The organism is Halomonas elongata (assembly GCF_029081005.1).
In the GTDB taxonomy this organism is placed as follows: Bacteria; Pseudomonadota; Gammaproteobacteria; order Pseudomonadales; family Halomonadaceae; genus Halomonas; species Halomonas elongata_B.
This window is the reverse complement of record NZ_JAJQTQ010000002.1, coordinates 241,472-267,189: the sequence shown is the minus strand read 5'-3', so window position 1 is coordinate 267,189 and position 25,718 is coordinate 241,472. Positions and strand designations below refer to the sequence as shown.

At 62.3% G+C, this 25,718-nt stretch carries 22 protein-coding genes; 11 read left to right on the top strand and 11 right to left on the bottom strand.

Annotated elements, in window-relative coordinates; translation table 11 throughout:
* The first annotated feature begins 48 nt into the window (after positions 1–48).
* From LU493_RS02710 to LU493_RS02690, 5 genes are all read left to right on the top strand, one after another.
* A complete protein-coding gene (locus LU493_RS02710) occupies positions 49–1,098 on the top strand; it encodes a TRAP transporter substrate-binding protein (protein WP_275286241.1) in 1,050 nt (349 codons plus the stop codon).
* A 236-nt stretch (positions 1,099–1,334) separates the two neighbouring features.
* Entirely contained in the window at positions 1,335–2,642 is a 1,308-nt protein-coding gene (locus tag LU493_RS02705) for a TRAP transporter large permease (protein WP_275286240.1), read from the top strand.
* A gap of 93 nt (positions 2,643–2,735) precedes the next feature.
* Positions 2,736–3,572 carry a hypothetical protein gene (locus LU493_RS02700; protein WP_275286239.1) on the top strand — a complete coding sequence of 279 codons (837 nt, stop codon included), beginning with the start codon at positions 2,736–2,738 and terminating at the stop codon, positions 3,570–3,572.
* Entirely contained in the window at positions 3,569–6,490 is a 2,922-nt protein-coding gene (locus LU493_RS02695; RefSeq protein WP_275286238.1) for a molybdopterin-dependent oxidoreductase, read from the top strand. Before LU493_RS02700 ends, LU493_RS02695 begins: the two co-directional genes overlap by 4 nt.
* 137 nt (positions 6,491–6,627) lie before the next feature.
* Complete coding sequence (locus tag LU493_RS02690; protein WP_275286237.1) at positions 6,628–8,097, top strand: PLP-dependent aminotransferase family protein; 1,470 nt, start codon at positions 6,628–6,630, stop codon at positions 8,095–8,097.
* 91 nt (positions 8,098–8,188) lie between these two features.
* Here the strand turns inward: LU493_RS02690 and LU493_RS02685 are convergent, their stop codons facing one another.
* The 3 genes from LU493_RS02685 to thiO form a co-directional block, all read right to left on the bottom strand.
* The gene (locus LU493_RS02685) at positions 8,189–9,625 is read right to left on the bottom strand and encodes an NAD(P)/FAD-dependent oxidoreductase (RefSeq protein WP_275286236.1); all 1,437 of its coding nucleotides are present in this window, start codon (positions 9,623–9,625) and stop codon (positions 8,189–8,191) included.
* Between the two features lie 47 nt (positions 9,626–9,672).
* The gene (locus tag LU493_RS02680; protein ID WP_275286235.1) at positions 9,673–10,056 is read right to left on the bottom strand and encodes a nuclear transport factor 2 family protein; all 384 of its coding nucleotides are present in this window, start codon (positions 10,054–10,056) and stop codon (positions 9,673–9,675) included.
* Between the two features lie 147 nt (positions 10,057–10,203).
* Entirely contained in the window at positions 10,204–11,361 is a 1,158-nt protein-coding gene (gene thiO, locus LU493_RS02675) for a glycine oxidase ThiO (RefSeq protein WP_275286234.1), read from the bottom strand.
* A 174-nt stretch (positions 11,362–11,535) separates the two neighbouring features.
* On the opposite strand from thiO, the gene LU493_RS02670 reads away from it, so the two are divergent.
* From LU493_RS02670 to LU493_RS02655, 4 genes are read left to right on the top strand one after another with little or no spacing between them, the layout of a single operon-like run.
* Positions 11,536–12,516: an AAA family ATPase gene (locus LU493_RS02670; RefSeq protein WP_275286233.1), complete on the top strand. Its 981-nt coding sequence runs from the start codon at positions 11,536–11,538 to the stop codon at positions 12,514–12,516.
* Positions 12,513–14,243 (top strand): cobaltochelatase CobT-related protein, encoded by a 1,731-nt coding sequence (locus LU493_RS02665; RefSeq protein WP_275286232.1) that lies wholly within the window; start codon positions 12,513–12,515, stop codon positions 14,241–14,243. Before LU493_RS02670 ends, LU493_RS02665 begins: the two co-directional genes overlap by 4 nt.
* A gap of 43 nt (positions 14,244–14,286) precedes the next feature.
* The gene (locus LU493_RS02660) at positions 14,287–14,640 is read left to right on the top strand and encodes a Lin0512 family protein (protein ID WP_275286231.1); all 354 of its coding nucleotides are present in this window, start codon (positions 14,287–14,289) and stop codon (positions 14,638–14,640) included.
* On the top strand, positions 14,633–15,004 hold the full coding sequence (locus tag LU493_RS02655) for a Lin0512 family protein (RefSeq protein WP_275286230.1): 372 nt from the start codon (positions 14,633–14,635) through the stop codon (positions 15,002–15,004). Before LU493_RS02660 ends, LU493_RS02655 begins: the two co-directional genes overlap by 8 nt.
* On the opposite strand, the gene LU493_RS02650 is transcribed toward LU493_RS02655, so the two are convergent.
* The 3 genes from LU493_RS02650 to xsc form a co-directional block, all read right to left on the bottom strand.
* A complete protein-coding gene (locus tag LU493_RS02650) occupies positions 15,001–15,786 on the bottom strand; it encodes a sulfite exporter TauE/SafE family protein (protein ID WP_275286229.1) in 786 nt (261 codons plus the stop codon). The genes LU493_RS02655 and LU493_RS02650 overlap by 4 nt on opposite strands.
* Positions 15,787–15,808: 22 nt before the next feature.
* Complete coding sequence (gene pta / locus LU493_RS02645; protein ID WP_275286228.1) at positions 15,809–16,822, bottom strand: phosphate acetyltransferase; 1,014 nt, start codon at positions 16,820–16,822, stop codon at positions 15,809–15,811.
* Between the two features lie 140 nt (positions 16,823–16,962).
* Positions 16,963–18,783, bottom strand: coding sequence for a sulfoacetaldehyde acetyltransferase (gene xsc, locus LU493_RS02640; RefSeq protein WP_275286227.1), 1,821 nt, complete (start codon positions 18,781–18,783; stop codon positions 16,963–16,965).
* A 194-nt stretch (positions 18,784–18,977) separates the two neighbouring features.
* On the opposite strand from xsc, the gene LU493_RS02635 reads away from it, so the two are divergent.
* Positions 18,978–19,799, top strand: a complete 822-nt coding sequence (locus LU493_RS02635; RefSeq protein ID WP_275286226.1) for an IclR family transcriptional regulator — start codon at positions 18,978–18,980, stop codon at positions 19,797–19,799.
* Between the two features lie 127 nt (positions 19,800–19,926).
* Entirely contained in the window at positions 19,927–21,066 is a 1,140-nt protein-coding gene (locus LU493_RS02630; protein WP_275286225.1) for an aminotransferase class V-fold PLP-dependent enzyme, read from the top strand.
* An 84-nt stretch (positions 21,067–21,150) separates the two neighbouring features.
* Here LU493_RS02630 and LU493_RS02625 read toward each other — a convergent pair whose 3' ends face one another.
* The 5 genes from LU493_RS02625 to cyoB all read right to left on the bottom strand — a co-directional run bounded on the left by LU493_RS02625 (position 21,151) and on the right by cyoB (position 25,718).
* The gene (locus LU493_RS02625) at positions 21,151–21,756 is read right to left on the bottom strand and encodes a Yip1 family protein (RefSeq protein ID WP_275286224.1); all 606 of its coding nucleotides are present in this window, start codon (positions 21,754–21,756) and stop codon (positions 21,151–21,153) included.
* Between the two features lie 117 nt (positions 21,757–21,873).
* Positions 21,874–22,761 carry a heme o synthase gene (gene cyoE / locus LU493_RS02620; protein WP_275286223.1) on the bottom strand — a complete coding sequence of 296 codons (888 nt, stop codon included), beginning with the start codon at positions 22,759–22,761 and terminating at the stop codon, positions 21,874–21,876.
* Positions 22,762–22,775: 14 nt separating this feature from the next.
* Entirely contained in the window at positions 22,776–23,105 is a 330-nt protein-coding gene (cyoD, locus tag LU493_RS02615; protein WP_275286222.1) for a cytochrome o ubiquinol oxidase subunit IV, read from the bottom strand.
* Position 23,106: 1 nt separating this feature from the next.
* A complete protein-coding gene (cyoC, locus tag LU493_RS02610; protein ID WP_275286221.1) occupies positions 23,107–23,733 on the bottom strand; it encodes a cytochrome o ubiquinol oxidase subunit III in 627 nt (208 codons plus the stop codon).
* 2 nt (positions 23,734–23,735) lie between these two features.
* Entirely contained in the window at positions 23,736–25,718 is a 1,983-nt protein-coding gene (cyoB, locus tag LU493_RS02605; protein ID WP_275286220.1) for a cytochrome o ubiquinol oxidase subunit I, read from the bottom strand.

The following is a 25,718-nucleotide window of genomic DNA, read 5'->3' as shown; positions in this document are numbered from 1 at the left end:
CAACCGGCCCCGCACAGAAACTCGAAATGACGAAGAAGGATAGACGACATGACAATGACAAAACGTACCATCTTCACCATGACCATGATCAGTGCCGGAATAATGACAGCCAACCAGGCCCTGGCCCAGTCTGATGGTCCTCCGGACGAAGTGACGACGTGGGTATTACAGCCTGCCTTCGACTCCTCCGATGCCGGCTGGGACAATGGTCTGGTTCCCTGGATCGACGCCGTCGAGGAAGCCACCGAGGGCACGGTCAAGATCGAATTGAGGCCAGCCGGCTCACTGACCAGTGGCGATGAAGCATTCATGGCCGCCGCATCCGGCATGACCGATGGCTACGCCGGCTGGGCGACGGTTTATGGCGGTGACCTGCCGGAAGGCATGCTGGCCTTCGGTCTACCCATGGGGGCCGAGAGTCCCGAAGAAGCCTGGGAAGTCATGTGGGGCGAGGACTATCGCGTGGGTGAGCTGGTTCAGGAGGCCGCCCATGAACGCGGTCTCCATTGGGTCGGCTGGACCGACCAGGGAACGAATGCCATGTTCACCAACTTCCGCGTCGAGAAACTCGAGGATCTGGAAGGCAAGAAGATGCGTGCCGGGGGCCCCCAAGCCCTGTTCCACGAGGCCCTGGGGGGCACTGCCGTATCAATGGGGGCCGGTGATATCTACACGGCGATTCGGCTGGGAACGATCGACGGCACCTATTGGGATACCGGTGGCATCGATGACATGTCCTTCAACGAGGTCGTCGACTATGCCATCCAGCCAGGCTGGAATCCCGCCCAGCACCAGGAAACTTTCGTCAATCTCGAAGCCTGGAATGCTCTGACCGACTGGCAGCGTGAACAGATCGAGGATGTCTTCAAGGAGACCTACTTCGAGACCAGCAAGATGCACGCTGACCAGGTCGATATCGCGCTACAGTCCTTGCAGGATGAAGGCGGTGAAGTCATCAACTTCAGCGATGAAGAAATCGACCGTATGCGTGAATTCTCCATCGAGGAAGTCTGGCCGGAAATCGCCGACATGTCCGAGCGCAATGCGGAAGGCGTGGAGATCTTCAAGCGTTTCATGAAGGACAAGGGAAAACTCTGACCGATCATTCGGTGGGTCAACAGGGCCGGTGCGCCTGCTTCACCCTTCGTAGGGGCAGGTGCACTCCTTCACGCTTCCGAATCGCTTCACAAGCCCGGATCTCAGGTACTTGACCACCTCTCCCGCCCAGGGCATGGGTCTTCGTCTCTGGACAGGACGCCATGTCATGGTCCCTTGCGTGTCAACGACTGACATTGACTTGGTTGCTCAATAACTTTCACCAGGAAGGCCACTGAATGAGTCTGGAAATCATCACGCTCCTCTACTTCGCGTGCCTCTTTGGAGCCATGTTCCTGGGGCTGCCCGTCGCCTTCGCGCTCGGTGGCACCGCGGTGGTATTCGCTGCCATGGTCGAGCCACGCGCCCTGCTGGCCATACCGAGCGCCTTCTACTCCACCCCCTGGAACCCCGTGCTGGTCACGGTGCCGTTGTTCTTGTTCATGGGCAGCCTGATTCGCTACTCGGGCATAGCCGATGCTGCCTATGACGCCGTATACAAGCTGATCGGCCATATCCCGGGCGGCCTGGCCATCGGCACGGTGAAGGTCAGCACCATCTTCGCCGCCGTCACCGGCATCACGCCGCCGGCGACGATCACCATGGGACAGATCGCTTACCCTTCGATGATGAAGTACTCGTACAGCCGAAAGATCGCCATCGGCTCTATCGGAGCCGGCGGCGCATTGGGGGCACTGATTCCCCCCAGCGTGCCTTTCATCTTCTACGGCCTGCTGGCCAATGCCTCTATCGGCAAGCTGTTTCTGGCCGGTCTTTTGCCGGGCTTGATGCTGGCCACTTTCTACGCAATCTACATCGGCGTTCGCTGCAAGCTGCAACCGGAAATGGGTCCGGCGCTACCTGCCGACAAGAAGTTTTCCCGACGCGAAAAGGTCCAATCCTTGTTGGGCATCTGGCCTTTCATCCTGCTGATCCTCATCGTGCTGGGCACCATCTGGGGCGGTATCGCCACGCCGCCTGAAGCCGCTGCTTTCGGTGCCACCAGCGCCTTGCTGATCAATCTGTTCAATGGCCGCCTGACCAGGCAAGTGTTCAAGGACTCGTTGAGCACGACCGTGAAGCTGACCGGCATGGGTCTCTGGATCCTGATCGGGGCCAACATCTTCCTCAACATCTTCAACACCCTGGGCAGTCAGGAGTTGATTACCAACATGGTCCTGGCAATGCCAGGTGGCACGACCGGCATCTTGCTGCTGATGATGCTGATCATCCTGCTGCTGGGGATGGTGATGGACGACTGGGCCATCATCATGCTGTGCACGCCATTGTTCCTGCCGATCATCGAATTGCTGGGCGTCGACAAGATCTGGTTCGGGGTCCTGTTCATCGTCAATATCCAGATTGCCTATCTGACGCCACCCTTCGGTTTCGTGCTGTTCTGGTTGAAAAGCATCCTGCCCGGTGATGTCGGGTGGGGAGATGTCTATGGATCCGTGGGGCCCTTCGTGCTGCTGCAGCTACTCGGCCTGGGCCTGATCTTTGTATTCCCCGAGATTGCTACCTGGCTGCCACAATTCTTCGACTGACGGCCTTTCGTCCTGGCACAGGGGTGGCGAGTCTCGGCATGACTCGCTGCCCTCCATGATAGCCGTGGAGGGGCCCGGCCAGGACATCCCGGCATGGCGTCGACACGGCGCGTGGAGTCCGAGAACATGTCGCATGATGATCGCCCCGCCATTCCGCCACGCATCGCTCATCGGCGCCTGTTGCAGGGACTGACCGGTATTACGCTGGTTCTGGTACTCACATTGGCCCTGCAGATAACCGATTTCCTCGGCAAACGACCGGGCCTGCCCTGGCTGCAACTGGTCGCCATGCTCGGCAGCCTTCTGTTGATGGCGCCGTTGCTCTTCAGCCTCACCAAACGCAGCTCGCTGTCGGTCAGCCCACCCCTCTGGTTCGCCGTGCACGTCCTGGCCAGCATGGCCGGCTTCGTGTTCATCAGTCTGCATGTCGCCGCGGGACGTCTCCTCAGCATGCCGGGTGTCCTCTACGTGCTGCTGTTGTTCCTGATCTATCAGGGCATCGTGGCTCGGGTCTTCCTGTCCCGGCAGTTCTCCCGTCAGTTCGGATCGAGAGAGACCAGCTTCACGCTAACGACGACAGCACGACACGAGCTGGCCGACATCATCGCGGCCAAGGTCCACCTGCTGAAGCGTCTGGACCCACAAGCCGATGAAGCCCTGTTCTCGCCGAACCTGAGACATGCGGTGACCCATCCGTTGCTGACGCTGGGCTATGCACGCCTGGCCGCCCGGGAGTCGCGACTCGTGGGCGCACGTCGCCGGGCCGGTCGGGCCCTGTCGCTGTGGCGGCGGCTGCATATTCTCGTCGCTCTGCTGTTCGTCTTCGGCATTGTCGTACACGTCCTGACCGTTACCTTTTTCGCCGGCTACGTTGCCGGCGACGGCGCTATCTATTGGTGGCACCTGGCCACCTGGGGAGGGGAAACATGAGCCAGCTCTGCTTGAGCATCGACCTGGAGCGCTGCACCGGGTGCAAGAGCTGCGAAGCGGCCTGCAAGCAAGTCAACGGCCTGGGCCCTGACGAATACCGTAACAGGGTGATGTGGCTGGGCGACCCCTCGCTGCCCGAGCTGGACTTCCTCACCGTGACCTGCCAGCAATGCGAGCGCCCGGCCTGCCTGAGAGCCTGCCCCGTGGTCCCCAAGGCCCTGAGCAAGGACCCGGACACCGGGGTGGTCAGCGTCGACGAGTCGCTGTGCACCGGTTGCGGGGAATGCGTCCTGGCCTGTCCCTATGGCGCCATGGGCTATGATCCGGTGGACAACCATGCCGTGAAATGCGATCTCTGCGCACCGCGCCGGGCCCGCGGTGAAATGCCGGCGTGTGCCAGTGTCTGCCCGACGCGTGCCATCACCTTCGGCGAGCGCGAGGAACTGCTGGAACTGGCCCATGAAGCCGACAAGCCTGTCCGTGATAACGATCATTTCCTGCAGGGCCCCGCCACCCTCTATCTGGATCGGCACAGGTCGCCGGACGAGACGGCCCCGAAGGATCCCCTGACCGACAAGCATCCGCCCGCTGTCCAGGTCTCGACACCGTCAAGTCCATCCCCCACGTCGAAGTGGGTGCAGATCCCCTACCGCAAGGTGGACGACCAGCAGCCCGACGACATCAAGCCGGGAGGCTGCCATATCTGCTTCAATGGCTGCACTCTCAAGTTCGGCATGAAAGACGGCGAAGTGGTCAGGATCCTCGGCAATGACGAGGACCCGGTATTCCAGGGACGCATCTGCCCGAAATCGCAGATGACGCTCCAACTCTACCGCAACCCGAGTCGCCTGACGCACCCCCTCAAGCGCCGAGGCCCTCCCGGCAGCGAGACGTTCGAGCGGATCGGCTGGGATGAGGCTCTGGAGGATATCGCCGAACGCCTCGAGCAGATCCGTGAGCGCGATGGCAGCGAAGCGCTGGCGATCCATATGGGAACCCGGACCGGCGTGCTCAATATCATGGGTTATGTCCCCATGTTCACTCAGATGTGGGGGACGCCCAACTTCCTGACCACCGAACCATTCTGCGATGCGGGCAAGGTCGTGGCCCTGGAGCTGACCCTTGGCTCCACTTCCCAGCCCAATATCTATACGCCGGAAGATATCGGCAGTGCAGCACTGCATGTGTATTTCGGCGACAACCAGGCCGAAACTCGCCCGGTCAACTTCGGCATGGTCAATGACTGGCGACTCCGCCGTGGGGCCGGGATGGTCGTCATCGATCCACGCCTGACCGCGACCGCCAGCAAGGCCGATCATTGGCTGGCGATACGCCCCGGCACCGACATGGCCCTGGCCCTGGGACTGATTCACGAGATATTTCGTCACGACTGGCATGACCTCGCGTTCTGCCAGCAATGGGTACAGGGATGGGAGACCTGGCGAGACTTCATTCGTGAGCGGGACTACAGCGTCGAATGGGCCAGTGATATCACCGGCCTCGACATCGGGTGCATCCGCAAGCTGGCCCGGGAAATCGCCCATGCCGAGGGCTGCATGATCTTTGCCAGCCGCGGCATCAATCAGCACAGCAACGGCGTCCAGGCCAACCGAACCCTCATGTTCCTGGCGGCCATCACCGGTAACTGGGGACGTCGTGGCGGCGGCTATTTCAATGTGGCATCGGAACCCGACTGGGGACGCATTCCGGTCCCGGAGAGCGGCAAGATGCCCTTTGATCGGCCGGCGCTGGGCAACAGTCCTCGCCAATGGCTGGACGCCATGCTGGAAGGCAAGCCCTATGCCGTCCGCGGCTTGATCACCGGCAACAACCCCGCCGCCCAGTGGCCGAACCGGCAAAAGGTCCAGGAGGCCTTTCGCTCACTGGACTTGCTGGTCCACATGGACCTGTTCTTCAACGAGACCTCGGCACTGGCGGATTATGTCCTGCCCGCCGCCACCGGTGTCGAGAAAGGGGGGATCAGCCGCCTGGCGGAAGATCGGCGAGTCGTCTGGAACGAGCGCCTCATGGACCCGCCAGGGGAGGCCCGTTCGGATCACTGGTTCTGGATCGAGCTTGGCAAGCGGTTGGGGTTCCAGTCGGTGCTCCAGGATCGCTACAAGGACCCGGCGATATTCTGGGACGAGGTCTTCCGACACGCCACCCCGGCACTGCGAGGCGTCACCATGAAGCGCTTGACGTCGACCCCTTATCGCTGGGTTCGCATCCCCGTGGCCGACGAGGATACACCCGAACCGGACACCCTCTATCTGGAGGGTACCACCGCCTTCGGCAGCGAGCCGGGCAAGCGCTTTCCCACGCCCAGCGGCCAACTGGAATTCTGGAACACCACCATCGAAGCCAAGTTTCGCTCGCTGGGCCTGTCGTCGCTGCCGTATTTCTATACAGAGACAGAAGCCAACTCGGGGCATCCTCACGTTGCCTCCGATGATCGCCCCGCCGAGTTGTCCCCCTTCTTTCACGAGCCGACCCTCACCGACCACGTCACCTTGCAGGCACCACCGGAACATGAGGAAGCCGAGTGGGATACACAGCTGGTGACCGGACGCCCCACCGCATCGCATTTCCACTCCTGGACCCATTATTTCTGGCAGGCACAGGAGATGTGGCCGGATCTCTACTGCCAGATTCATCCCGACAAGGCGGCCAGCAAGGGCATCCGGGAAGGCGAGCCGCTGATCATCGAATCACCCAGGGGACACCTGGAGGCCCGGGCCTGGGTGACGTCGGGGATTCACCCGGACGTGGTCTTCATTCCCATCGGCTGGGATACCCGGCAGCCCTTCGCCCCCTGGGGATCGGTCAATGAACTCACCGACGGCCGCCTGGACCCCATTTCCCATCAGAGTAACCTGAAACTTCATCGCTGCCGGGTCCGCGCCAGCGTCGAAGCCTGAGAGCGCTCACGGGCGCGGGCCCCGAAAGCCATGCGGGAAGCGCTGGCAATACCGCCATGGACTTGGCATGATCGGGGGCCGATATGTACCTTCTCCGCAGCGCGTATCGAGTCACCGCGGACCGTCCTGAGCCCTGCATGAGCCAGCTACTCTTCTATCTCGATCCCGACCTTGCGAAAAGCCTGCAACAACAGCTCCGCGAACAAATCGCGCGGGGCATTCTCGATGGCCATATCCCTCGAGACAAGGCGTTGCCCTCCAGCCGCAAACTCGCCAAGGAATTACATATCGCCCGCAACACGGTGATGCTGGCATATGAACAATTGCTCGACGATGGCTACCTCATCGCCAAGAGCCGAAGCGGTTATTTCGTCAATCCCGAGATCCTGAAAGGCAGTGCCAAGAAGCCCGAACGGCTCAACGACATCGATGCCGACCGCCTCCCCTGGGAGGAGCTGTTGACCATGCGCCCGTCGCAGCAACAGACCATCGACAAGCCCAGCGACTGGCACCGGTACGACTATCCGTTCATCTATGGACAGATCGACCCCGAACTCTTTCCCACCCAGCACTGGCGAGAGTGCAGTCGCGACTCGATGAGCGTGCCGGCGATTCGCAGCTGGTCGACCGATCATCTCAACGACGACGATCCCTTGCTGATAGAACAGATTCATCAGCGGCTGCTGCCTCGACGCGGGGTATGGGCCGATCCGGAAGAGATCCTGGTCACGATCGGCGCCCAGCAAGCGCTCTGGATTGCCAGCATGCTGCTTTTGAAGCAGGGCCGGCGGTTCGGTATGGAGAGTCCAGGCTATGTCGACATGTACAACATCGCCCGCACCTTCACCGATGATCTTCATCTGCTGGGCGTGGACGAAGATGGCATGTGCCTCGATGCAGCGCTACGTGACTGCCAGCTCGTTTATGTCACCCCCAGCCACCAGGCTCCCACCACGGTGACCATGCCGCTGGAGCGTCGCCGCCAACTGCTCGACATGGCCGAGATCGACAACTTCCTGATCATCGAGGATGACTACGAGAGCGAGACCAACTACCTCGACAACCCGACGCCGGCCCTGAAAAGCCTCGACCGGCACAACCGGGTCATCTATGTCGGCAGCCTGTCCAAGACCCTGGCACCAGGACTGAGGCTGGGCTACATGGTGGGACCACCGGCGCTGATCCGCGAAGCGCGAGCCCTTCGCCGCCTCATGCTCCGCCACCCGCCGACCAACAACCAGCGCGCCGTGGCGCTCTTTCTCGATCGCGGCTACCACGATGCCCTGCTGCGGCACACCCATCAGGTCTTCCACAGCCGTTGGCAGCGCATGGGCGACGCCCTGGCCCGCCATATGCCGCAGTCCTCGGTACCCTCGACTTACGGGGGATCCTGTTTCTGGGTAAGGGGCCCGGAGGGCCTGGACTGCCACGAGCTGCAGCGTCTCGCCGCCGAGCAGGGCATCCTCATCGAGTGCGGCGATATCCACTTCTTCGATACCCCTCGCCGCGAATACTTCCGGCTGGGCTTCTCGGCGATTCCCGAATCACGTATCGAACCGGGCATCGAGCGCCTCGCGGCGCTCATCCCCCAGGCGGTACGATCATGAGACAATCGAATCGAAGTACCTGCCAGTCGAATCGCGTAGGCCGCCGGCAAGGCGGCCATGAGCGATGCTGCTTACCCGGCCTGGCCTGATGTCATAACACTTCATCCTTCAGGTGGTACCAGCGATACAGCATGCGCTGACCGAGACGCCGGAAAGGGGCAAACGCCCGGGACTCGACCATTTCGCGAACATTGGGATACGGCAGTCTCGACGTGAATATCGGCAGATCGAGCTCCTGCCCCTGCCCGGCAATCCACTGGGCCAGCCGACGACCGGCCTGGGCGGAATACATCACTCCGTTACCGCCATAACCCAGCGCATAATAGACCGTCTCGCGAGAATCAGGCTGATGAATACGCGGCATCATGTCGTGACTGACGTCGACCCATCCCCACCAGGAATAGTCAATCTGGATGCCCTGGAGGGTCGGGAACTTGCGATGCACGTCATGGATCAGCCGATCCTCGTACTTCTTCTGTGGCGCTTCACGGCCAGTGATCGCACTCCGGCTGCCTATCTGCAGACGCTTGTCCGGCAACAGGCGGTAATAGTGCCGCAGGATCCGCGTATCGGTGATCACCTGGTGCGTCCACAGATTGCATGACGCGATCTCATCATCTGTCAGCCGGCGGGTGACGATAGAATTGGAGAGGATCGGCAGCAGTCGGTTCTTCAGCGAGGGATGAAGGCTCTGGGAGGTATACCCTCCCGTGGCGATACCCACGGCACGCGCCTTGACCACGCCCCCCGGCGTTTGAAGGTAGTGAACACCACCTCGAGTCTCGAAGCCCATCACCGGACTCGACGGATGGATCTTCACGCCCAGCTCACGCGCCTTGCGATGATAACCAAAGGCCAGCTTGCCGGCATGGATGCCGATGCCTTCGGGTTCATGCATGGCGCCGGCCGCTTCCTGATCTCCCATCCAGTCACGTTTGACCGTCTCGGCATCCAGAATCCGGGCATCATAATCGAAGGTATCGCGCAGCAGTCTGGCCTCCTTTTCCAGACTCGGCATCACCTTGTCCCGGTGGGCGACGTAGAGGTGACCGCCGGGCTGCGGGTCGCAATCGATATCGGCAATCAAACCCTTGAAGGTCGCCATGCCGGCCAGGCATTCTTCATGAAGCTTGAGCGCGGCATCAAGCCCATAGCGCTGGATCCACTGCGAGCGCTTCAGCCGGCCGGATGCACATTGCGCCTGGCCACCATTGCGCGTGGAGCACCCCCAACTGGCACGATTGGCTTCGAGCACGGTCGCCTTGATGCCGTGCTCGCGAGCCAGGAAGATGGCGGCACTCAGCCCGGTAAAGCCGGAACCGATGATCACCACATCGGCATCCATGTCACCACTGACCGGACCATCATCCTCCGGCGGCTCACCCGCGGTATCGATCCAGTAGGTGGGCGCATAATCGCGACCCTGTCCCGGCGTCGCACTCTTCAAGGGATCATAAGCTGGATCGTAAGGCCGGGAAGGCGCGGTGCTTCCCCTGGCCTTCACCTCTTCTACCGATACTGTCTCCATGACCGGACTCCTCGCCGTCTGAATGCCATGACTCGCTCGTGCCCCTGTCAGGCATTGACCGGCGGCCGATTCTTGCGGAAAGCATTCTTCACGGCGATCTTGCCATCACGGAAGGTGAAGACATCCACCATGCGCGCCTCGGAGCGAGCCCCCTCGGCGGTCGTGCCGCAGTATGTGGTCTCGGAAACGCCACGGTCACCGACCACAAAGTGTTCGCCATTGATCCAGGCAGCATCGGGCGCGGTCTTCCAGGCATTCTCCAATGCCTGGCGGACTTCGCCCTGCCCCACGAAACTCTTGCCCATCAACTCCGGACCGGCGATGGCATGGAACACGCAATCCTCGGTCATCATTTCCATCACGGCATCGATATCATGACGGTTCAGGGCATCACTGAAGGCTTCAAGAAATTCCACGGTTGGCTGGCTCATTGTTGTCTCCTGGGCTTGTGTTCAGTTCACGCAAGGCGCGAGAAAAGGGCCGGAGATTCGGTCCCTTGTTCACCCACGAGAGTACTGACTGTGCCTGATCGACATTAGCGCCAGATGCCAGCCGGACATTGGACCAGTCGATTGCCATCAGACGAACGCCTCGCCCGAGAAGGCAACATCGTTACCGACATTCGACACGCCCGGCCCTGAGCGGGGCAAGAATGGCGCGGGGTCGAGAATCGGTTCGCGTCCCAGCAACTGATCGACCAGCAGCCGCGTGGCGGCCGGAGCCAGCACCAGACCATTGCGATAATGACCCGCATTGACGAACAGGCCACGGACATGGGGAAGCTCGCCGATGAACGGCAGGCCGTCCGGGGCGCCCGGTCGTAATCCTGCCCAGTGATGTTCCACTTCACAGTCGGCCAGTGCAGGCAACATGGACACCGCACTGTCATGCAACGATGCCTGCGCCGAGGCCGTGGTCGTCTTGTCGAAACCGGCTTCCTCGAGCGTCGAGCCTATCAACACCCGACCATCGGACCTCGGGATCAGGTATCGCCCCCGGGCCAGCACCACCCGATCGAGCAGTTGGCGGCTGCCGGACACCACTGGTGTTCGGTAGACCATCATCTGACCCTTGACCGGCCGCACCGGCAGACCGATCCCCAGCGTTTCCAGCAGTTGTCCGGTCCAGGCCCCGCCACAGAGAATCACCGTCCCGGCCGAGAATCGTCCATCAGCGGTGTCGACGCCATGAATCCGGCCTTTCTCGACCACCAGACGGTCGACCCGACACCCCTCTTTCAGCGTCACGTCAGGCAAGCTCGCCAGTCTGGCCCGCAGGGCCTGGCCCAGACGTGGATTTCGAATGCTGCCCAGCGTCGGCATCCACAACGCGCCCTCCAGACCGTCGACTAGATGCGGCTCCCTGGCATAAAGGAAGCCGTCGTCGACCCGTGCCAACGGCTTGTCCTGTTGCTGTGCCCACTGCATGGCCTCGGCCGCATCGTCCAGGTCGAGATAGAAAAGCCCCTTCCGGCGAAACTCCGGATCGATGCCGGTCTCCTCGGCCAGTCGAGCCGCCAGGTCCCGATACCGCCCTTCCGACCAACGCGAAAGCCCCGAGATAGGCGCACTGTATCGCCAGGGGTAAAGGGGCGAGACGATACCACCGCCGGCCCAAGAGGCCTCCCGTCCACACTGCCCGTGCTCGATCAGCGTCACGCCATGGCCCACCTCGGCCAGTTGCCAGGCGGTCATCATGCCGATGACGCCACCGCCAATGATCAGGAAATCATTCATGAATCACCTCCGTGGGAAGTCTGCCGGATGCTCTATAGAATTTCATAAAACGGTACCATTTGATTCTTTTTATGAAACCATTATATGCTCGAAGCATTCCCGGCAGCCAAGCCCGACCCGGGTGACAAGGTCCGGGCCCCACGGAAACGGTCCCGACGGGCCGAGGAGATAGTGATGACAGATCCCATGTATGCCCAGCCCGACACACTGCGCTCGGCACGCGAGCTCTTCGGCATCGACAGTGACCTGCAGGTGCCTGCCTTCAGCGAGCGCGATGAATACGTGCCGGAGATCGATGAGGCCTATCGCTTCAATCCCGACGTGACCCTGGCGATCCTGGCCGGCTTCACCCGCAACCGCCGGGTGATGGTTCAGGGGCTGCATGGCACCGGCAAGTCGACGCATATCGAACAAGTGGCGGCCCGACTCAACTGGCCTTGCCTGCGTGTCAACCTGGACGGCCATATCAGTCGCCTCGATCTCGTGGGCAAGGACGCCATCGTGGTGCGCGACGGCCAGCAGGTCACTGAGTTCCAGGAAGGTATCGTGCCCTGGTCGCTGCAACGACCGGTGGCACTGATCTTCGACGAGTACGACGCCGGTCGGCCGGACGTGATGTTCGTCATCCAGCGCATCCTGGAGCGCGACGGCAACTTCACCCTGCTCGACCAGAATCGAGTGATTCAGCCCCACCCCCACTTCCGTCTCTTCGCCACCGCCAACACCGTCGGGCTCGGCAACCTCACGGGGCTCTATCAGGGCACCCAGGTGCTCAACCACGCCCAGATTGATCGCTGGAACATCGTCGCCAAGCTCGACTACCTGCCCCGTGAAGAAGAGGCCGCTATCGTGCTGGGACGCGTGCCCTCCAAGGACTCCGAGAGAGGACGCGAGTTGATCACCGCCATGGTGGCGGTGGCCAACCTGACGCGGCAGGGCTTTGCCGCCGGCGACTTGTCGACCCTGATGTCGCCACGCACGGTGATCACATGGGCGGAAAACTGCGAGATTTTCCGCAACCCGGCGATCGCCTTCCGGCTGTCATTCCTCAACAAGTGCGATGAAGCCGAACGCCCCATCGTCGCCGAGTACTACCAGCGCTGTTTCGGTGCGGAACTCGATGAATCCTGGATGCAGGAGGCCGCTTCCTCATGACCGCAAGCGCCCAGCAGCAGGCGCTCCGCCAGCAACGGATCGAGGAATTGTGCGCCGCTAGCCTGCGTGCGTTGACCGGGGATGCCGACCTGCACTATCGCGGACGGCGCCTCTACCGTGGCGAGGTACGATTGCCGACCCATGCGCCCCACCTGCGTATCGACCCCGGTCAGGACAACTTCGCCGACTGTCGTGCCGTCGCCGACGGCATGGCCTTGCGTCTGCTGCACTCCGATACCGACTTGCACCGCCGTCTACGGCCCGAGGGTTCGGTCGAGCGGCTGATCTTCGAATTGCTCGAACAGTTGAGAACGGAAACCCGGACACCCCGCGATATGCCGGGCATGCGCGACAACCTCCACCGACGCTTTTCGAGCTGGTCCCGCGACTTCTACCGCTCCGGGCTCACCGAGGGCAGCATCGGCATGCTGGTCTATACCGTCGCCCAGATGGGCTGGTCGCGCTTGAACGCATGCCCCGTGCTGGAGGAAACCGAGGACTATATCGAGAGCACTCGGGCCTCCCTGGTGAACGAACTGGGTACGGCGCTCGCCGGCCTGCGTCAACATCGCGACGACCAGGCCGCCTATGCCGAACATGCCCTGGCCATCGCCCGAATCGTCGGTGACCGAGTGCGCGTCGAACGTGCCCAGGCCGAAGAAGACGATCCAGGCGATGCGGACGAGACGACCAGGGAGGCTTTCGCCCTGCTGCTCGATCTTGACGATGCCGAGGGCGACGATGATGGCGTTGCCGCCGCGACGACCGGTCACAGCAAGGTCTTCGAGGACACCGCCCAGACCTATCGGGTCTTCACGACCCGGTACGACCGCGAGGTCACGGCCGGCCGCCTGGTGCGTCGCGCACTGCTGCGCGAATACCGTGAACATCTCGATCGAGCGGCCGCCGAACAAGGCATCAACCTGCCTCGCCTGGCAAGGCGGCTCGCTACCGTGCTCTGCGAGCCCCGACCCGATGGCCGGGACTTCGGCGAGGAAGAGGGCCACATCGACGGACGCCGCCTGGCCCAGCTGGTCAGTTCGCCGACCGAGCGCCGCCTCTTCTATCGTGACCAGCACAAGCTGGGTGCCGATTGCGCGGTCAGCCTGCTCATCGACTGCTCGGGCTCCATGAAGCACCATATCGAACCGGTGACGCTGATGGCCGAGAGCCTGATTCGTGCCCTGGAAATGATTGGCGCGAGTACCGAACTGCTCGGTTTCACCACCGGCGCCTGGAACGGCGGCCGGGCCTACAAGGAGTGGATGCGGCAAGGCCGACCCCGCCACCCGGGCCGCCTCAACGAAGTCTGCCACCTGGTGGTCAAGTCGGCCGAACGCAGCTGGCGACGCGCACGTACCGATATCGCCGCCCTGCTCAAGCCCGACCTGTTTCGTGAGGGCATCGACGGCGAAGCGGTGGATTGGGCCTGCGAGCGCCTTCTCGGCCGCCCGGAATCGCGACGCCTGCTGATCGTGATCTCCGACGGTTGCCCGGCCGACAGCGCCACCAACCTGACCAACGATACCTACTATCTGGACAACCACCTCAAGGACGTCATCGCCCGGCGTACCCGGGAAGGTCACGTGGAAATCCTCGGCCTGGGAGTGGGCCTGGATCTCAGTCCCTTCTATCGTCGCTGCCTCGCCACCGACATGACCCAGGCACTGGACAGCCACCTGTTCGACGAGATCGTCGCGCTGATCGGTGGTCGTCACCGACGCTGACGATCCAGGAAGCAAGTTTCTCGTCATGATCAAGGAGACCGACATGGCCAAGACACGCCTGGTGCACCAGTTCGGCATGGGCACCTCGATCCGCAGCCGCAACTACACCGAGGCCGCAGCGCGGGCGATCCGCGATGCCCTGTGGCACAACTCGCTCAACATCGCCGATGCCTTCGACTTTCCCAAAGAGGCCATGCTGATCGACGTCGAGATCGGTATCCAGCAGCCCGAGGCCGTGGAAGTCGCGACCCTGCTGGGAATCTTCCCGTACGGCCAGCCATCGGTCAGGCTGATCAAGGGCGGACTGGACGTGGACAAACCCGACGGTAGCGGCACCAGCGTGATCGCCAACGCCGCCGTCATCGTCTCCTTCGACATGGAGCCCGAACATGCCTGAGCGACGCCTCATCCTGGAAATGGGCAGCGGCAACGACCTCTACGGCGAGGACTACACCAAGGCCGCCTGCCGTGCCGTGCAGGACGCCCTGCACCACTCATCCATCGTGCTGTTCAAATCGCTGGGCTACGACCATCGCGAGATGCGGGTCCAGGTGACCATCGGTGTCCAGAAACCCGAACGGGTCGACGCCGAAGCGGTAGCCGCCGAACTGCCCCGCGGCCGCGCCGAGGTGAGCGTGGTACACGGCGGGCTCGACGTCCACGACCCGGACAATGCCACTACCCACGTCATCGCCACCGCGGCGATCGCCGCCTTCCTGCCGATCGAGGACGGTGAGTGGCGGCTGAGGAAAGCCCCTTAACTCGATGCCAATGAGACGACACTCTTTATCACAATGGCCAACCCCAGGCCGATCAGGGCCAGCATGGCAACCTGGCGCATGGTTTTCGCCGTACAGGGCGGAGGGCAACGCCGTCCCAGCCAGGTTGCCAGCCCCACGACCGGCGCCGCCCAGAACGCCAGGTGCCACACGTCCATCGTCAAGCCACCCTGGACAGCGACGAACAGGGTACGAACGCCGGACGTGATGGCGAAGCACAGGATCAGCAGCAGCCTGATGGTTTCCAGGGGCAGGGGCTGGCGATAGCAGTGATAGATGACGGGGGGCCCCGGCACACCGAAGAGCCCGCCGCACAATCCCGTCAAGGCGCCGCTCAGGGTGAAGGTCCAGGCCGCCGAGACCCGTTCGCGGGGATGCGGGCGCAGGCCGATGCTGATTCCGCCGTAGAGCACCATGGTGCCAAGCAGCAGGGTGAGCACGCCGGCAAAGGTGGCGTTCAACCACGACAGCGCCCAGACTCCCAGCCCGATGAAGGGAATGATCCCCACCGCCAGCGCCGCCACCCGACGCTTGTCCAGGCGCCGCCATCCCCCGGGCAACGCCACGGCACTGTTGACCAGGGTCACCAGACTGACCACCGCCGCCAGCACCGGGACCGAGGCGATCCCGAGCCCGCCGGCGGCGCCCATCACGATCATGCCCAGGCCGAACCCCGACACCGTATGCAAGTAGCCGGCCACCGCCATGATCGCCAGCGTGGCCAACAGCACTCCGGGCTCAAGCCCTGCGGTCAAGGGGATCATGCGCCGCTCCTTCGAATGACGATTACGACGGGCTTGAGAGGGCGTTCTGTGCCTGAACCGCGGTCACGGCAATCACATTGACGATATCGTCGACGCTGCAGCCTCGCGACAGGTCGTTGGCCGGTCTGGCCAGTCCCTGCAGCAAAGGCCCGATGGCCATGGCGCCACCGATACGCTCGGCCAGTTTATAACCGATGTTACCGGCCTCGAGATCGGGGAAGACCAGGACATTGGCATGGCCCTTGACCCGGGACTCGGGAAGCTTGCGCTCGGCAATCTCGGCGACGATGGCCGCATCGAGCTGCACGTCTTCATCGATGGCCAGCTCGGGATGCCGCGCCTTGACCTGGCGTGCCGCCTCGACCACCTTGTCGACCGACGCATGCCTGGCGCTGCCACTGGTGGAAAACGACAGCATCGCGACCCGCGGCTCCTCGCCCAACAGGACCCGAGCGCTTTCCGCCGCCGCCATGGCAATCTGCGAGAGCTGCTCGGCATCCGGGTCGATGACCAGGCCGCAATCGGAGAAGATCAGACCGCCCTTGAGGCTATGGAATGGCTGACACAGCATCATCAGGAAGAAGCTCGACACCAGTTGGCAACCGGGCGCCAGACCGAGCAGTTGAATGGCCGTGCGTACCACATCGGCAGTCGTGTTCACCGCCCCTGCCACGCTGCCCTCGGCATGGCCCTCTCGCACCAGCATATTGGCGAAACAAAGCGGTTCGCACACCGCCACCTCGGCCTGCTCCCGGGTCATCCCCTTCTTCTCACGCAACGAGAACAGTGCCTCGGCCAGGCTCGCCTTGAGCGGCGAATCGGCCGGGTCGATCAGCTCGACGCCCGCCAGGCCGACGCCCAGTTCCCTCGCCTTTTCGGTCATGGCAGTGGCATTTCCCACCAGGAGAATCCTGGCGATACCCTCCTCGGTCGCCTTGACGGCAGCCTGCAGGACCCGCTCGTCCAGCCCCTCGCAGAGCACGATGCAGCGCGGGTCGCGACGCGCTCGGTCGAGAATCCGATTCAAGGCTTTCATGTATGGCCTCCCGTCTCCGCCGCCGGTGCGGCAGTCATCGGGCTATGTCAGAAAGGTCGAAGAACGTCGACATCTTTCGGCCATTGCCCAGGAAAAAAGCCCCCGACATCGTCGGGGGCAACACACTGCGACACGCTGGATCAGACGTAGTCCTGATACTTCTCCAACAGCCGCACCGGCTTCTTGAGTGCGTCCCGACGGAAGGGGTCGCCCAGCTCCCGGGTGCACAGGATCTCGATGATGCAGGTCTTGCCTTCCTTCATCTGCAGTGCCACCGCCTTCTCGAGCGCCGGCCCCACGTCTTCCAGTCGATCGACGGTGATACCCTCGGCGCCCATCGCCCGGCCGATTTCCGCGAAACTCTGATTATCCAGCTCGCCGGCCACGAAACGGCGGTTATAGAACTCCACCTGGTTCTTCTTCTCTGCCCCCCACTGCCGGTTATGGAACACCACCGCGGTCACCGGAATGTCATGGCGCACCGCCGTCATCGTCTCCATCAGGCTCATGCCCCAGGCACCGTCGCCCGCATACGCGATCGCCGGGCGCTCCGGTGCCGCCGCCTTGGCGCCGATGATGGTCGGCAGCGCATAACCGCAGTTGCCGAAGCTCATCGGCGCGAAGAAGCTGCGCGGCCGCTCGAAGCGCAGGTAACTATGCGCCACGGCGTTGATGTTGCCGATGTCCGTGGACACCATCACATCCGCCGGCATCGCCTTCTCCAGCTCACGCAACACCTGGCGCGGGTGCAGGTACTCGCCGCCCGAGAACGGCGTCTCGTCCTTGGCCTCGTCGATGGCATCGAGGCTGAACGGGTCCTGCTCGTGGGTCCACTCGTCGAGCTCGCGCTCCCAAGCCGCCTTCTCCTCGGCGATCCGCTCGGCGCGCTGCGCCCTGGTCGCATCGCATGCCAGCTCGTTGTCGGCCAGACGCTCGCTCAGTGCCTCGGCGGACGCCTTGGCATCGCCGCAGATCCCCACCGCGATCTTCTTCACCAGCCCCAGCATCTTGTGGTCGGCGTCGATCTGGATGATCTTGGCGTCCTTCGGCCAGTAGTCCAGACCGTGCTGCGGCAGAGTGCCGAACGGCCCGAGTCGGGTGCCCAGCGCCACCACCACATCGGCCTGGGCAATCAGCTTCATGCCGGCCTTGGAACCCTGGTAGCCCAGCGGGCCGCACCACAGCGGATGACTGGCCGGGAAGGAGTCATTGTGCTGATAGCTGTTGACCACCGGGGCACCCAGCCGCTCGGCCAGCGCCTGACAGGCTTCCACGCCGTCGGCCATCACCACGCCGCCACCGGAGACGATCACCGGGAACTCGGCCTTGGCCAGCAAGGCGGCCGCCTCGTCGAGGCTGCGGGTTCCGCCCGGGCCGCGGTCGAGGCGCGACGGTTCGGGAATCTCGGCTTCGATCTCGCCATAGAAATAGTCGCGCGGGATGTTGAGCTGAGTCGGCCCCATCTCCGACATCGCCCGGTCGAAACAGCGTCCGGTGTACTCCGCCATGCGGGCCGGATGTGTCACATGCCCCTGGTACTTGGTGAACTCCTGGAACATCGGCAGCTGGTGGCATTCCTGGAAGCCTCCCAGGCCGATGCCGGTGGTACCCGCTTCGGGCGTGACGATCACCACCGGGCTGTGTGCCCAGTAGGCCGCCGCGATACCCGTCACGCAGTTGGAAATGCCGGGACCATTCTGGCCGATGACCAGGCCGTGACGCCCGGAGACTCGCGCATAGCCATCCGCCATGTGCGCTGCGCCCTGCTCGTGAACCACCGGCACCAGGCGAATACCGGCCGGTGCGAAGATATCCATGGCATCCATGAACGCCGAGCCCATGATGCCGAACATGTCGGTCACCCCATTGGCCACCAGTGTTTCGACGAAAGCCTCCGAAGGCGTCATCTTCTGCTTGCCTTGCACCGCCTGGCGCGTGTCTTGTGTGTCGTGGTTGCTCATGGAAGTCCTCCTCGGAAGCATTCTGGATGGTCCAGCCAGCCGAAAACCGATTTATGATATGAAAAGTTCCGATATATGGAACTTTCCAACAAAGTAGCGCCACCGATGACCCTCGTCAACATATATTCCGTAAAACGGTACAAATTGATCTCTTTTAAGGAACAAGGTACCTTGGTAGCAAAGGAGAGCTGACCATGACCACCAATCGAACCGACATGACCCGCCTCGAGGGCGATACGCCGGCGCAGCGTCTGCTGGCACTGCTGGAGGTCATCGCGAGAAAGGATCAATTTTTCACCCTGCAGGGGATGGTCGATGAAACCGGCCTGCCGAAACCCACTCTCCATCGCATGCTCCAGCAGCTCGAGTCATCAGGCATGCTGCAGCGCGAGGCCGATGGACGGCATTACAGCAAGGGCAACCGATTACGGCGGTTGGCCGAGACCCTGCTCCTCAATGACACGATCCAGGGAGCACGCCATGCGATATTGGCCGAGCTCGTCGAAGAAGTCGGCGAAAGCTGCAATATCACGGCGCTCTCCGGTGGCGAGGTGCTGTATCTCGATCGGGTGGAGACATCGGCGCCGTTGCGCTTCTACCTGCACCCTGGCTCGCGCGTGCCGGTACACTGCTCGGCCAGTGGCAAGCTGTTTCTGGCCCAGATGGCACCCGCCCAGCGCCGCCGGCTGCTGAACCAGATGCCATTGAATGCGTTCACCCGTAATACGCTGACCGACCCCGAGGCTCTCGAAGCCGAGATCGAAGCCGTGCGGCGCCAGGGATATGCCTTCGACGATGAGGAGTTTCTGTCCGGCCTGCTGTGCATCGCCGTCCTGGCACCCAACCGGGAAGGACTGTCGAACACGGGACTGGCGATCCAGGCCCCGGTGATGCGCATGGACCGCGACAAGGCGCTGGCTTGCCTGCCGGCCCTGCAACGAGCGGCCGAGGCGATCGCCCATATCAATCTCGAAGCCCTGTCGGACACGACCGAGCTTGCCTCATCGGATAACTGAGGCAGCAGGGAGCAGTGTCTATACACCTGATCGCACCTTCCTCGGGGCGCGCCCCCTGGCTCGAGAGAAAGATTCGGCATATCCTCTGAGCCATGCATAATGCCCGTACCAGCATAGGGAGACTTTAATGGCCGGCTTGCTACCCGATGTCGACCCCGATGGACTGCTCGAATACTCGGTGGTCTACACCGATCGCGCCCTCAACCACATGTCGCAGAATTTCCAGGAGGTGATGCGCGATATCTCCATTACCCTGAAGCGTGTCTATCGCGCTCACTCTGCGGTCATCGTCCCCGGTAGTGGCACCTTCGGCATGGAGGCAGTGGCCCGCCAGTTCGCTACCGATCGACGTTGCCTGGTGATCCGCAATGGCTGGTTCAGCTACCGTTGGAGCCAGATTCTCGAGATGGGCCGGATCCCCTCCGAGCTCAACGTACGCAAGGCCCGGCGGCAGGACGACGAAGATCCGACTTCCCCTTTCGCACCGCCCGATATCGATGACGTAGTCGAAGCGATCCACGACCAGCAACCCGACCTGGTGTTCGCGCCCCACGTCGAGACCGCCTCGGGAATGATGCTGCCCGACGAGTACATGCGGCGCATCGCCGAAGCGATCCACGAAGAGAACGGCCTGTTCGTGCTGGACTGCATCGCCTCCGGTACCGCCTGGGTCGACATGCTGGATATCGGCGTCGATGTGCTGATCAGTGCCCCGCAGAAGGGCTGGAGCGGCGCCCCCTGCTGCGGCATGGTCATGCTCTCTCGTCTGGCACGGGAGATCATCGACGAGACGACGAGTTCGAGCTTTGCCTGCGACTTGCGCAAGTGGCTGTCGATCATGGAGACCTACGAAGCGGGCGGCCATGCCTATCACGCCACCCTTCCGACCGATGGGCTGCGCCAGTTGCGCGATGTCATGGCCGAGACCGAGGCCTATGGCCTCGACAAGGTCCGCGACGAGCAGTTCGAGCTCGGTCGCCGCGTACGCGAGATGCTCGCCGAGCACGGCTTCAAGAGTGTCGCGGCACCCGGCTTTGAGGCGCCCGGCGTGGTGGTGAGCTATACCGACGACGCCGGCATCGCCGCCAGGTTCGCCGATGCCGGCGTCCAGGTTGCGGCCGGTGTCCCCTTGATGTGCGACGAGGGTGAAGACTTCCAGGCCTTTCGCATCGGCCTGTTCGGCCTCGACAAGCTGCACAATGTCGAGCGCAGCGTCGAGCAACTGGAGCGAGCCCTGACGAACGTCGAGCATCAGCCGAACGACTGATCTCCCCGGGCGTCATGCTCTAACACGAACGGGCGGCCTCCTGGCCACCCGTTCGTGTTTCAGGACTCGCGAAACCGGGTCCGATCAACCCAGCAGTGACAGAATGATGCGCTCGCCATACCCCCACAACAGTACCGTCATCCCGAGCAGGGCCTCGAGGATCAGGACGCCGAAGGCCAGAGTCGTGCTGGAGACAATGAACCCCTCCTCCTTGCTGATGTTGAGGAAGCCGGGAATGCCGAGATAGAGCAGATAGGCGGTGTAGCAAAGGCCGATGACACCGGCCAGCAGGCACAACCAGATCAGCGGATAGACCGCCACGATGCCGCTCAGGAACATCGGAGTGGCGACATAACCGGCGAAGACAATGCACTGGCTCTGGCTCGGGGGACTCGTATAGCGTTTGGCCATGTAGCGGATGACCTTGCCGACCGCATAGACCGCCGCCAGGATCACCAGATAGAAGACGACCCCGGCCCCCAGGGCATCCAGATAACTCAGTTGTATGGTGGTACCGCCTCCCAGACTCCAGCCGACCTGTGTGGTGCCGATGTAGGAACAGACGACCGGGATGGCCGCCAGCAACAGGACATGGTGTTCGTAGAGGTGGGTGAGCGTCTCGCGCTCTTCCTTGATCTGTTTCCACTCGCGATTCGGGTGGGCGAGCAGACCCCATACATGTGTCAACATAGCGCTACCTCCTGCCGGAGACGGACCGGGACTGGCCCGTCGGTCCTTTGCGTGGTTCTGTCGACTTGCAGTATAGGCAGGAATCCGGGGGATTTGCCCCCGGATGTACAGGCAGGATCAGTTAAGCGCGGTCCACAGGGGGGTCGCCGGCGGCAGACTGGCGTCCACCGACATCATCAGGCTCAGGGCCGTGATGGTGATGATCGAGAAGGCAAAGACGCGCTTCGCCCAGCGTTCCTCGTCATGCACGCGATAGCCCTGCATGGCGAGATACAGCCAGTAGATCCCCATCACCAGGGCAACGATGAAATAGCCCGGGCCCGCATATCCCGCCACGCTCAACGCCAGGGAAGCGAGGACGAAGGCCAGGATATAGCCGAGGATATAGTGCTTGGCGGTCCTGATACCCCTGACCACCGGCAATACCGGAATCCGGGCCGCCTGGTAATCCTTCAACCGAAAGATGGCGATGGCATAGGAATGCGGCATCTGCCACAGGCAGAAGATCACCAGCAGTGTCAGCGCACCGGTGTCGAAATGCCCGGTCACGGCGCAGTACCCCACCACCGGCGGCATGGCGCCGGAGAGGCTGCCCACCAGGGTGCCGTACTCCGATTGACGCTTCATGTAGAGGCTGTAGACCCCGACATAGATCGCAAAACCGAATGCCGCGAGCCCCACCGTCACCCAGTTGGTGAACAGTGCCAGCAGGGCGAACCCCGCGATCCCGAGCAAGGTCGCGAAACGCAGGGTCGCGGCAGGAGTAACACGTCCCTGTACCAGGGGGCGTGTTCGAGTGCGTTCCATCATCGCATCGATATCGCGATCGATGACGTTGTTGAACGCGCACCCGGAGGCGATCACCAATGCCAGGCCGACCACCGTGGCGATCAGCAACCAGGGATCGACATCGCCCCGGGCGGCCAGGAAAAAGCCGCCCAGTACCGCGATCACGTTGCCGCCGATGATGCCCGGCTTGGTGATGGTGAGATAGTCCTTTCGCATCCTGGCCGCCGGGGTCAACCGATCATCATGTTGAGATGCAGATGATGCATGATCCACAGCGAACCTCCGATGACCAGGACCAGGATCGACACGGTGAACACGAACGACATGAAGTTCCAGCCTTCGTCCGCCTTGGTGTTCATGTGCATGAACAGGATCAACTGCACCAGCACCTGCGCCACCGCCGTGGCCACGATGATCAGCACCGTGGCAGGCGTACCGAAGGAGCCGGTCATCACGACCCCGAAGGGAATGATGGTCAATACGATGGACAGGATCAGCCCCACAACGTAGGACTTGACGCTACCGTGACTGTGCTCTTCGTGAGAGGCGTGTCCGCTCATATCAAAGGACTCCCATCAGATAGACGAAGGAAAAGACGCAGATCCAGACGATATCCAGGAAGTGCCAGAACAGGCTCAGGCACATGATCCGCGGCCGCGTCATCTCGGTCAGGCCCTTCTGCTGCAGCTGGACCAGCATCACCAGGATCCAGATCAGACCGAAGATCACGTGCAGGCCGTGGGTCCCCACCAGCGTGAAGAACGCCGACAGGAAGGCACTGCGATCCGGTCCAAAGCCGAGGTGGATCAGGTGCTGGAACTCATACAGCTCCAGCCCGATGAAGCCTGCCCCGAGCAGGAAGGTGACGGCCAGCCAGGCCTTGACCTGGTTGACCCGGTCGGCATTCATCGCCAGCACCGCCATGCCATAGGTGAAACTACTCACCAGCAGCAGGAAGGTACTGATCAGGATCAGCGGAAGTTCGAAGATATCCGCGCCCGACGGGCCCCCGGCCGTGCCCCGGAGGAGCACGGCATAGGTGGCAAACAGTGACCCGAAGATCACCAGGTCGCTCATCAGGTAGACCCAGAAGCCGAAGACCTTGGTGCCCGCCGTATCGTGATGATCGTCGTGGTGGTCATGCCCGTGGGCATGACCCTCGTGGTTGCTTAGAGTGTCGGTTGCCATGATTACGCCTGCATCTCCACACGTTGTTGGTGCTCACGCTCGATGCGCTCCACTTCGGCGGCAGGGACGTAATAATCGACGTCCTCCCTGAAGACCCGCGCCATGAAGGTCGCGAACGTTGCGACGCCACCGACGATGGCCAGCCACCAGATGTGCCACACCAGGGCAAAGCCGGCGACCGTCGCGAACAGCGCGATGATCGGTCCTTCCCAGGTGTTCTTGGGCATATGGATGTCCTGGTACGGCGGCTTGGAGAGCGGCGCCTCGCCACCATTGCGCTGTTTCTGGTCCCAGAAGCCATCGATGTCGTTCACTTCGGGTAGGTGCGCGAAGTTATAGAACGGCGCCGGCGAGGAAGTGGACCACTCCAGCGTCCGACCGCCCCAGGGATCACCGGTGACATCCTGATTCTTCTTGCGATCACGGATGCTGACGATGAACTGGATCACCGTGCAGGCGATACCGGCGGCGATGATCAGCGCACCGACCCAGGCCACGATCATCAGCGGCTGCCAGTCGCCGTTTTCATAGGACTGCATGCGACGCACGGCACCGAAGAAGGCCAGCACGTACAGCGGCATGAAGGCCATGTAAAAGCCGATGATCCAGCACCAGAAGGAGCGCTTACCCCACTTCTCGTCGAGGGTGAAGCCGAAGGCCTTCGGGAACCAGAAGGTCAGACCCGCCAGCATGCCGAACACCACGCCGCCGATGATGACGTTGTGGAAGTGGGCAATGACGAACAGGCTGTTGTGCAGCACGAAGTTGGCCGCCGGCACCGCCAGCATCACGCCGGTCATGCCACCCAGGGTGAAGGTAATGATGAAGCCCAGGGTCCACAGTACCGGCGAGGTGAACTCGAGACGGCCGCGGAACATGGTGAACAACCAGTTGAAGATCTTCACCCCGGTTGGAATGGCGATGATCATCGTCATGATGCCGAAGAAGGCATTGACGTTGGCACCCGCCCCCATGGTGAAGAAGTGGTGCAGCCAGACGATGAACGACAGGATAGTGATCGCCACCGTGGCCCAGACCATCGTGCCGTACCCGAACAGACGCTTGCGCGCGAAAGTCGAGATAACCTCGGAGAAGACACCGAACGCCGGCAGGATGAGGATGTAAACCTCGGGATGGCCCCAAGCCCAGATGAGGTTGACGTACATCATCATGTTGCCGCCGAAATCGTTCGTGAAGAAGTGCATCCCCAGGTAACGATCGAGTGTCAGCAACGCGATGGTCGCGGTCAGGATCGGGAAAGAAGCGATGATCAGGACGTTCGCGCACAGCGAGGTCCAGGTGAAGATGGGCATGCGGAACAGGGTCATGCCCTTGGTGCGCATCTTCAGGATAGTGACGAAGAAGTTGATACCGGTCAGGGTCGTGCCGATACCCGATATCTGCAACGCCCATATCCAGTAATCCACCCCGACCCCTGGACTGTAATCGAGCCCCGATAATGGCGCATAGGCCAGCCAGCCAGTCTTGGCGAACTCGCCGGCGAAGAGCGACACGTTAACCAGGACCACGCCCGCCACGAACAGCCAGAAGCTCAGGTTGTTCAGGAACGGGAAGGCCACGTCACGCGCGCCGATCTGCAGCGGCACCACCAGGTTCATCAGGCCGATGACCATGGGCATGGCCACGAAGAAGATCATGATCACGCCGTGGGCGGTGAAGATCTGATCATAGTGCGAGGGCGGCAGGAAGCCCTCGGCGCCGGCCGACGCCATGGCCAGCTGGGAGCGCATCATGATGGCATCGGCGAAGCCGCGCAGCAGCATCACCAGTGCCACGAGGAAATACATGATGCCGAGCTTCTTATGGTCGATGGAGGTAATCCATTCGCTCCACAGGTAGCCCCACTTCTTGAAGTAGGTGATGGCGGCCACCAGCGCGAGTCCACCGATGACGATAGCCGTGATGGTCGTCATGATGATGGGGTCGTGCGTCGGGATCGCCTCTAGACTGAGTTTTCCGAACAT

Bases quoted from the DNA above. Each gene is read 5' to 3' on its own strand.
- cyoD (WP_275286222.1), bottom strand. From the start codon at position 23,105: ATGAGCGGACACGCCTCTCACGAAGAGCACAGTCACGGTAGCGTCAAG.
- LU493_RS02630 (WP_275286225.1), top strand. From the start codon at position 19,927: ATGGCCGGCTTGCTACCCGATGTCGACCCCGATGGACTGCTCGAATAC.
- LU493_RS02680 (WP_275286235.1), bottom strand. From the start codon at position 10,056: ATGAGCCAGCCAACCGTGGAATTTCTTGAAGCCTTCAGTGATGCCCTG.
- LU493_RS02665 (WP_275286232.1), top strand. From the start codon at position 12,513: ATGACCGCAAGCGCCCAGCAGCAGGCGCTCCGCCAGCAACGGATCGAG.
- pta (WP_275286228.1), bottom strand. From the start codon at position 16,822: ATGAAAGCCTTGAATCGGATTCTCGACCGAGCGCGTCGCGACCCGCGC.
- LU493_RS02655 (WP_275286230.1), top strand. From the start codon at position 14,633: ATGCCTGAGCGACGCCTCATCCTGGAAATGGGCAGCGGCAACGACCTC.
- xsc (WP_275286227.1), bottom strand. From the start codon at position 18,783: ATGAGCAACCACGACACACAAGACACGCGCCAGGCGGTGCAAGGCAAG.
- LU493_RS02690 (WP_275286237.1), top strand. From the start codon at position 6,628: ATGAGCCAGCTACTCTTCTATCTCGATCCCGACCTTGCGAAAAGCCTG.
- LU493_RS02635 (WP_275286226.1), top strand. From the start codon at position 18,978: ATGACCACCAATCGAACCGACATGACCCGCCTCGAGGGCGATACGCCG.
- LU493_RS02710 (WP_275286241.1), top strand. From the start codon at position 49: ATGACAATGACAAAACGTACCATCTTCACCATGACCATGATCAGTGCC.
- cyoC (WP_275286221.1), bottom strand. From the start codon at position 23,733: ATGGCAACCGACACTCTAAGCAACCACGAGGGTCATGCCCACGGGCAT.
- cyoB (WP_275286220.1), bottom strand. From the start codon at position 25,718: ATGTTCGGAAAACTCAGTCTAGAGGCGATCCCGACGCACGACCCCATC.
- LU493_RS02700 (WP_275286239.1), top strand. From the start codon at position 2,736: ATGGCGTCGACACGGCGCGTGGAGTCCGAGAACATGTCGCATGATGAT.
- LU493_RS02685 (WP_275286236.1), bottom strand. From the start codon at position 9,625: ATGGAGACAGTATCGGTAGAAGAGGTGAAGGCCAGGGGAAGCACCGCG.
- LU493_RS02670 (WP_275286233.1), top strand. From the start codon at position 11,536: ATGACAGATCCCATGTATGCCCAGCCCGACACACTGCGCTCGGCACGC.
- cyoE (WP_275286223.1), bottom strand. From the start codon at position 22,761: ATGCGAAAGGACTATCTCACCATCACCAAGCCGGGCATCATCGGCGGC.
- LU493_RS02625 (WP_275286224.1), bottom strand. From the start codon at position 21,756: ATGTTGACACATGTATGGGGTCTGCTCGCCCACCCGAATCGCGAGTGG.
- thiO (WP_275286234.1), bottom strand. From the start codon at position 11,361: ATGAATGATTTCCTGATCATTGGCGGTGGCGTCATCGGCATGATGACC.
- LU493_RS02695 (WP_275286238.1), top strand. From the start codon at position 3,569: ATGAGCCAGCTCTGCTTGAGCATCGACCTGGAGCGCTGCACCGGGTGC.
- LU493_RS02660 (WP_275286231.1), top strand. From the start codon at position 14,287: ATGGCCAAGACACGCCTGGTGCACCAGTTCGGCATGGGCACCTCGATC.
- LU493_RS02650 (WP_275286229.1), bottom strand. From the start codon at position 15,786: ATGATCCCCTTGACCGCAGGGCTTGAGCCCGGAGTGCTGTTGGCCACG.
- LU493_RS02705 (WP_275286240.1), top strand. From the start codon at position 1,335: ATGAGTCTGGAAATCATCACGCTCCTCTACTTCGCGTGCCTCTTTGGA.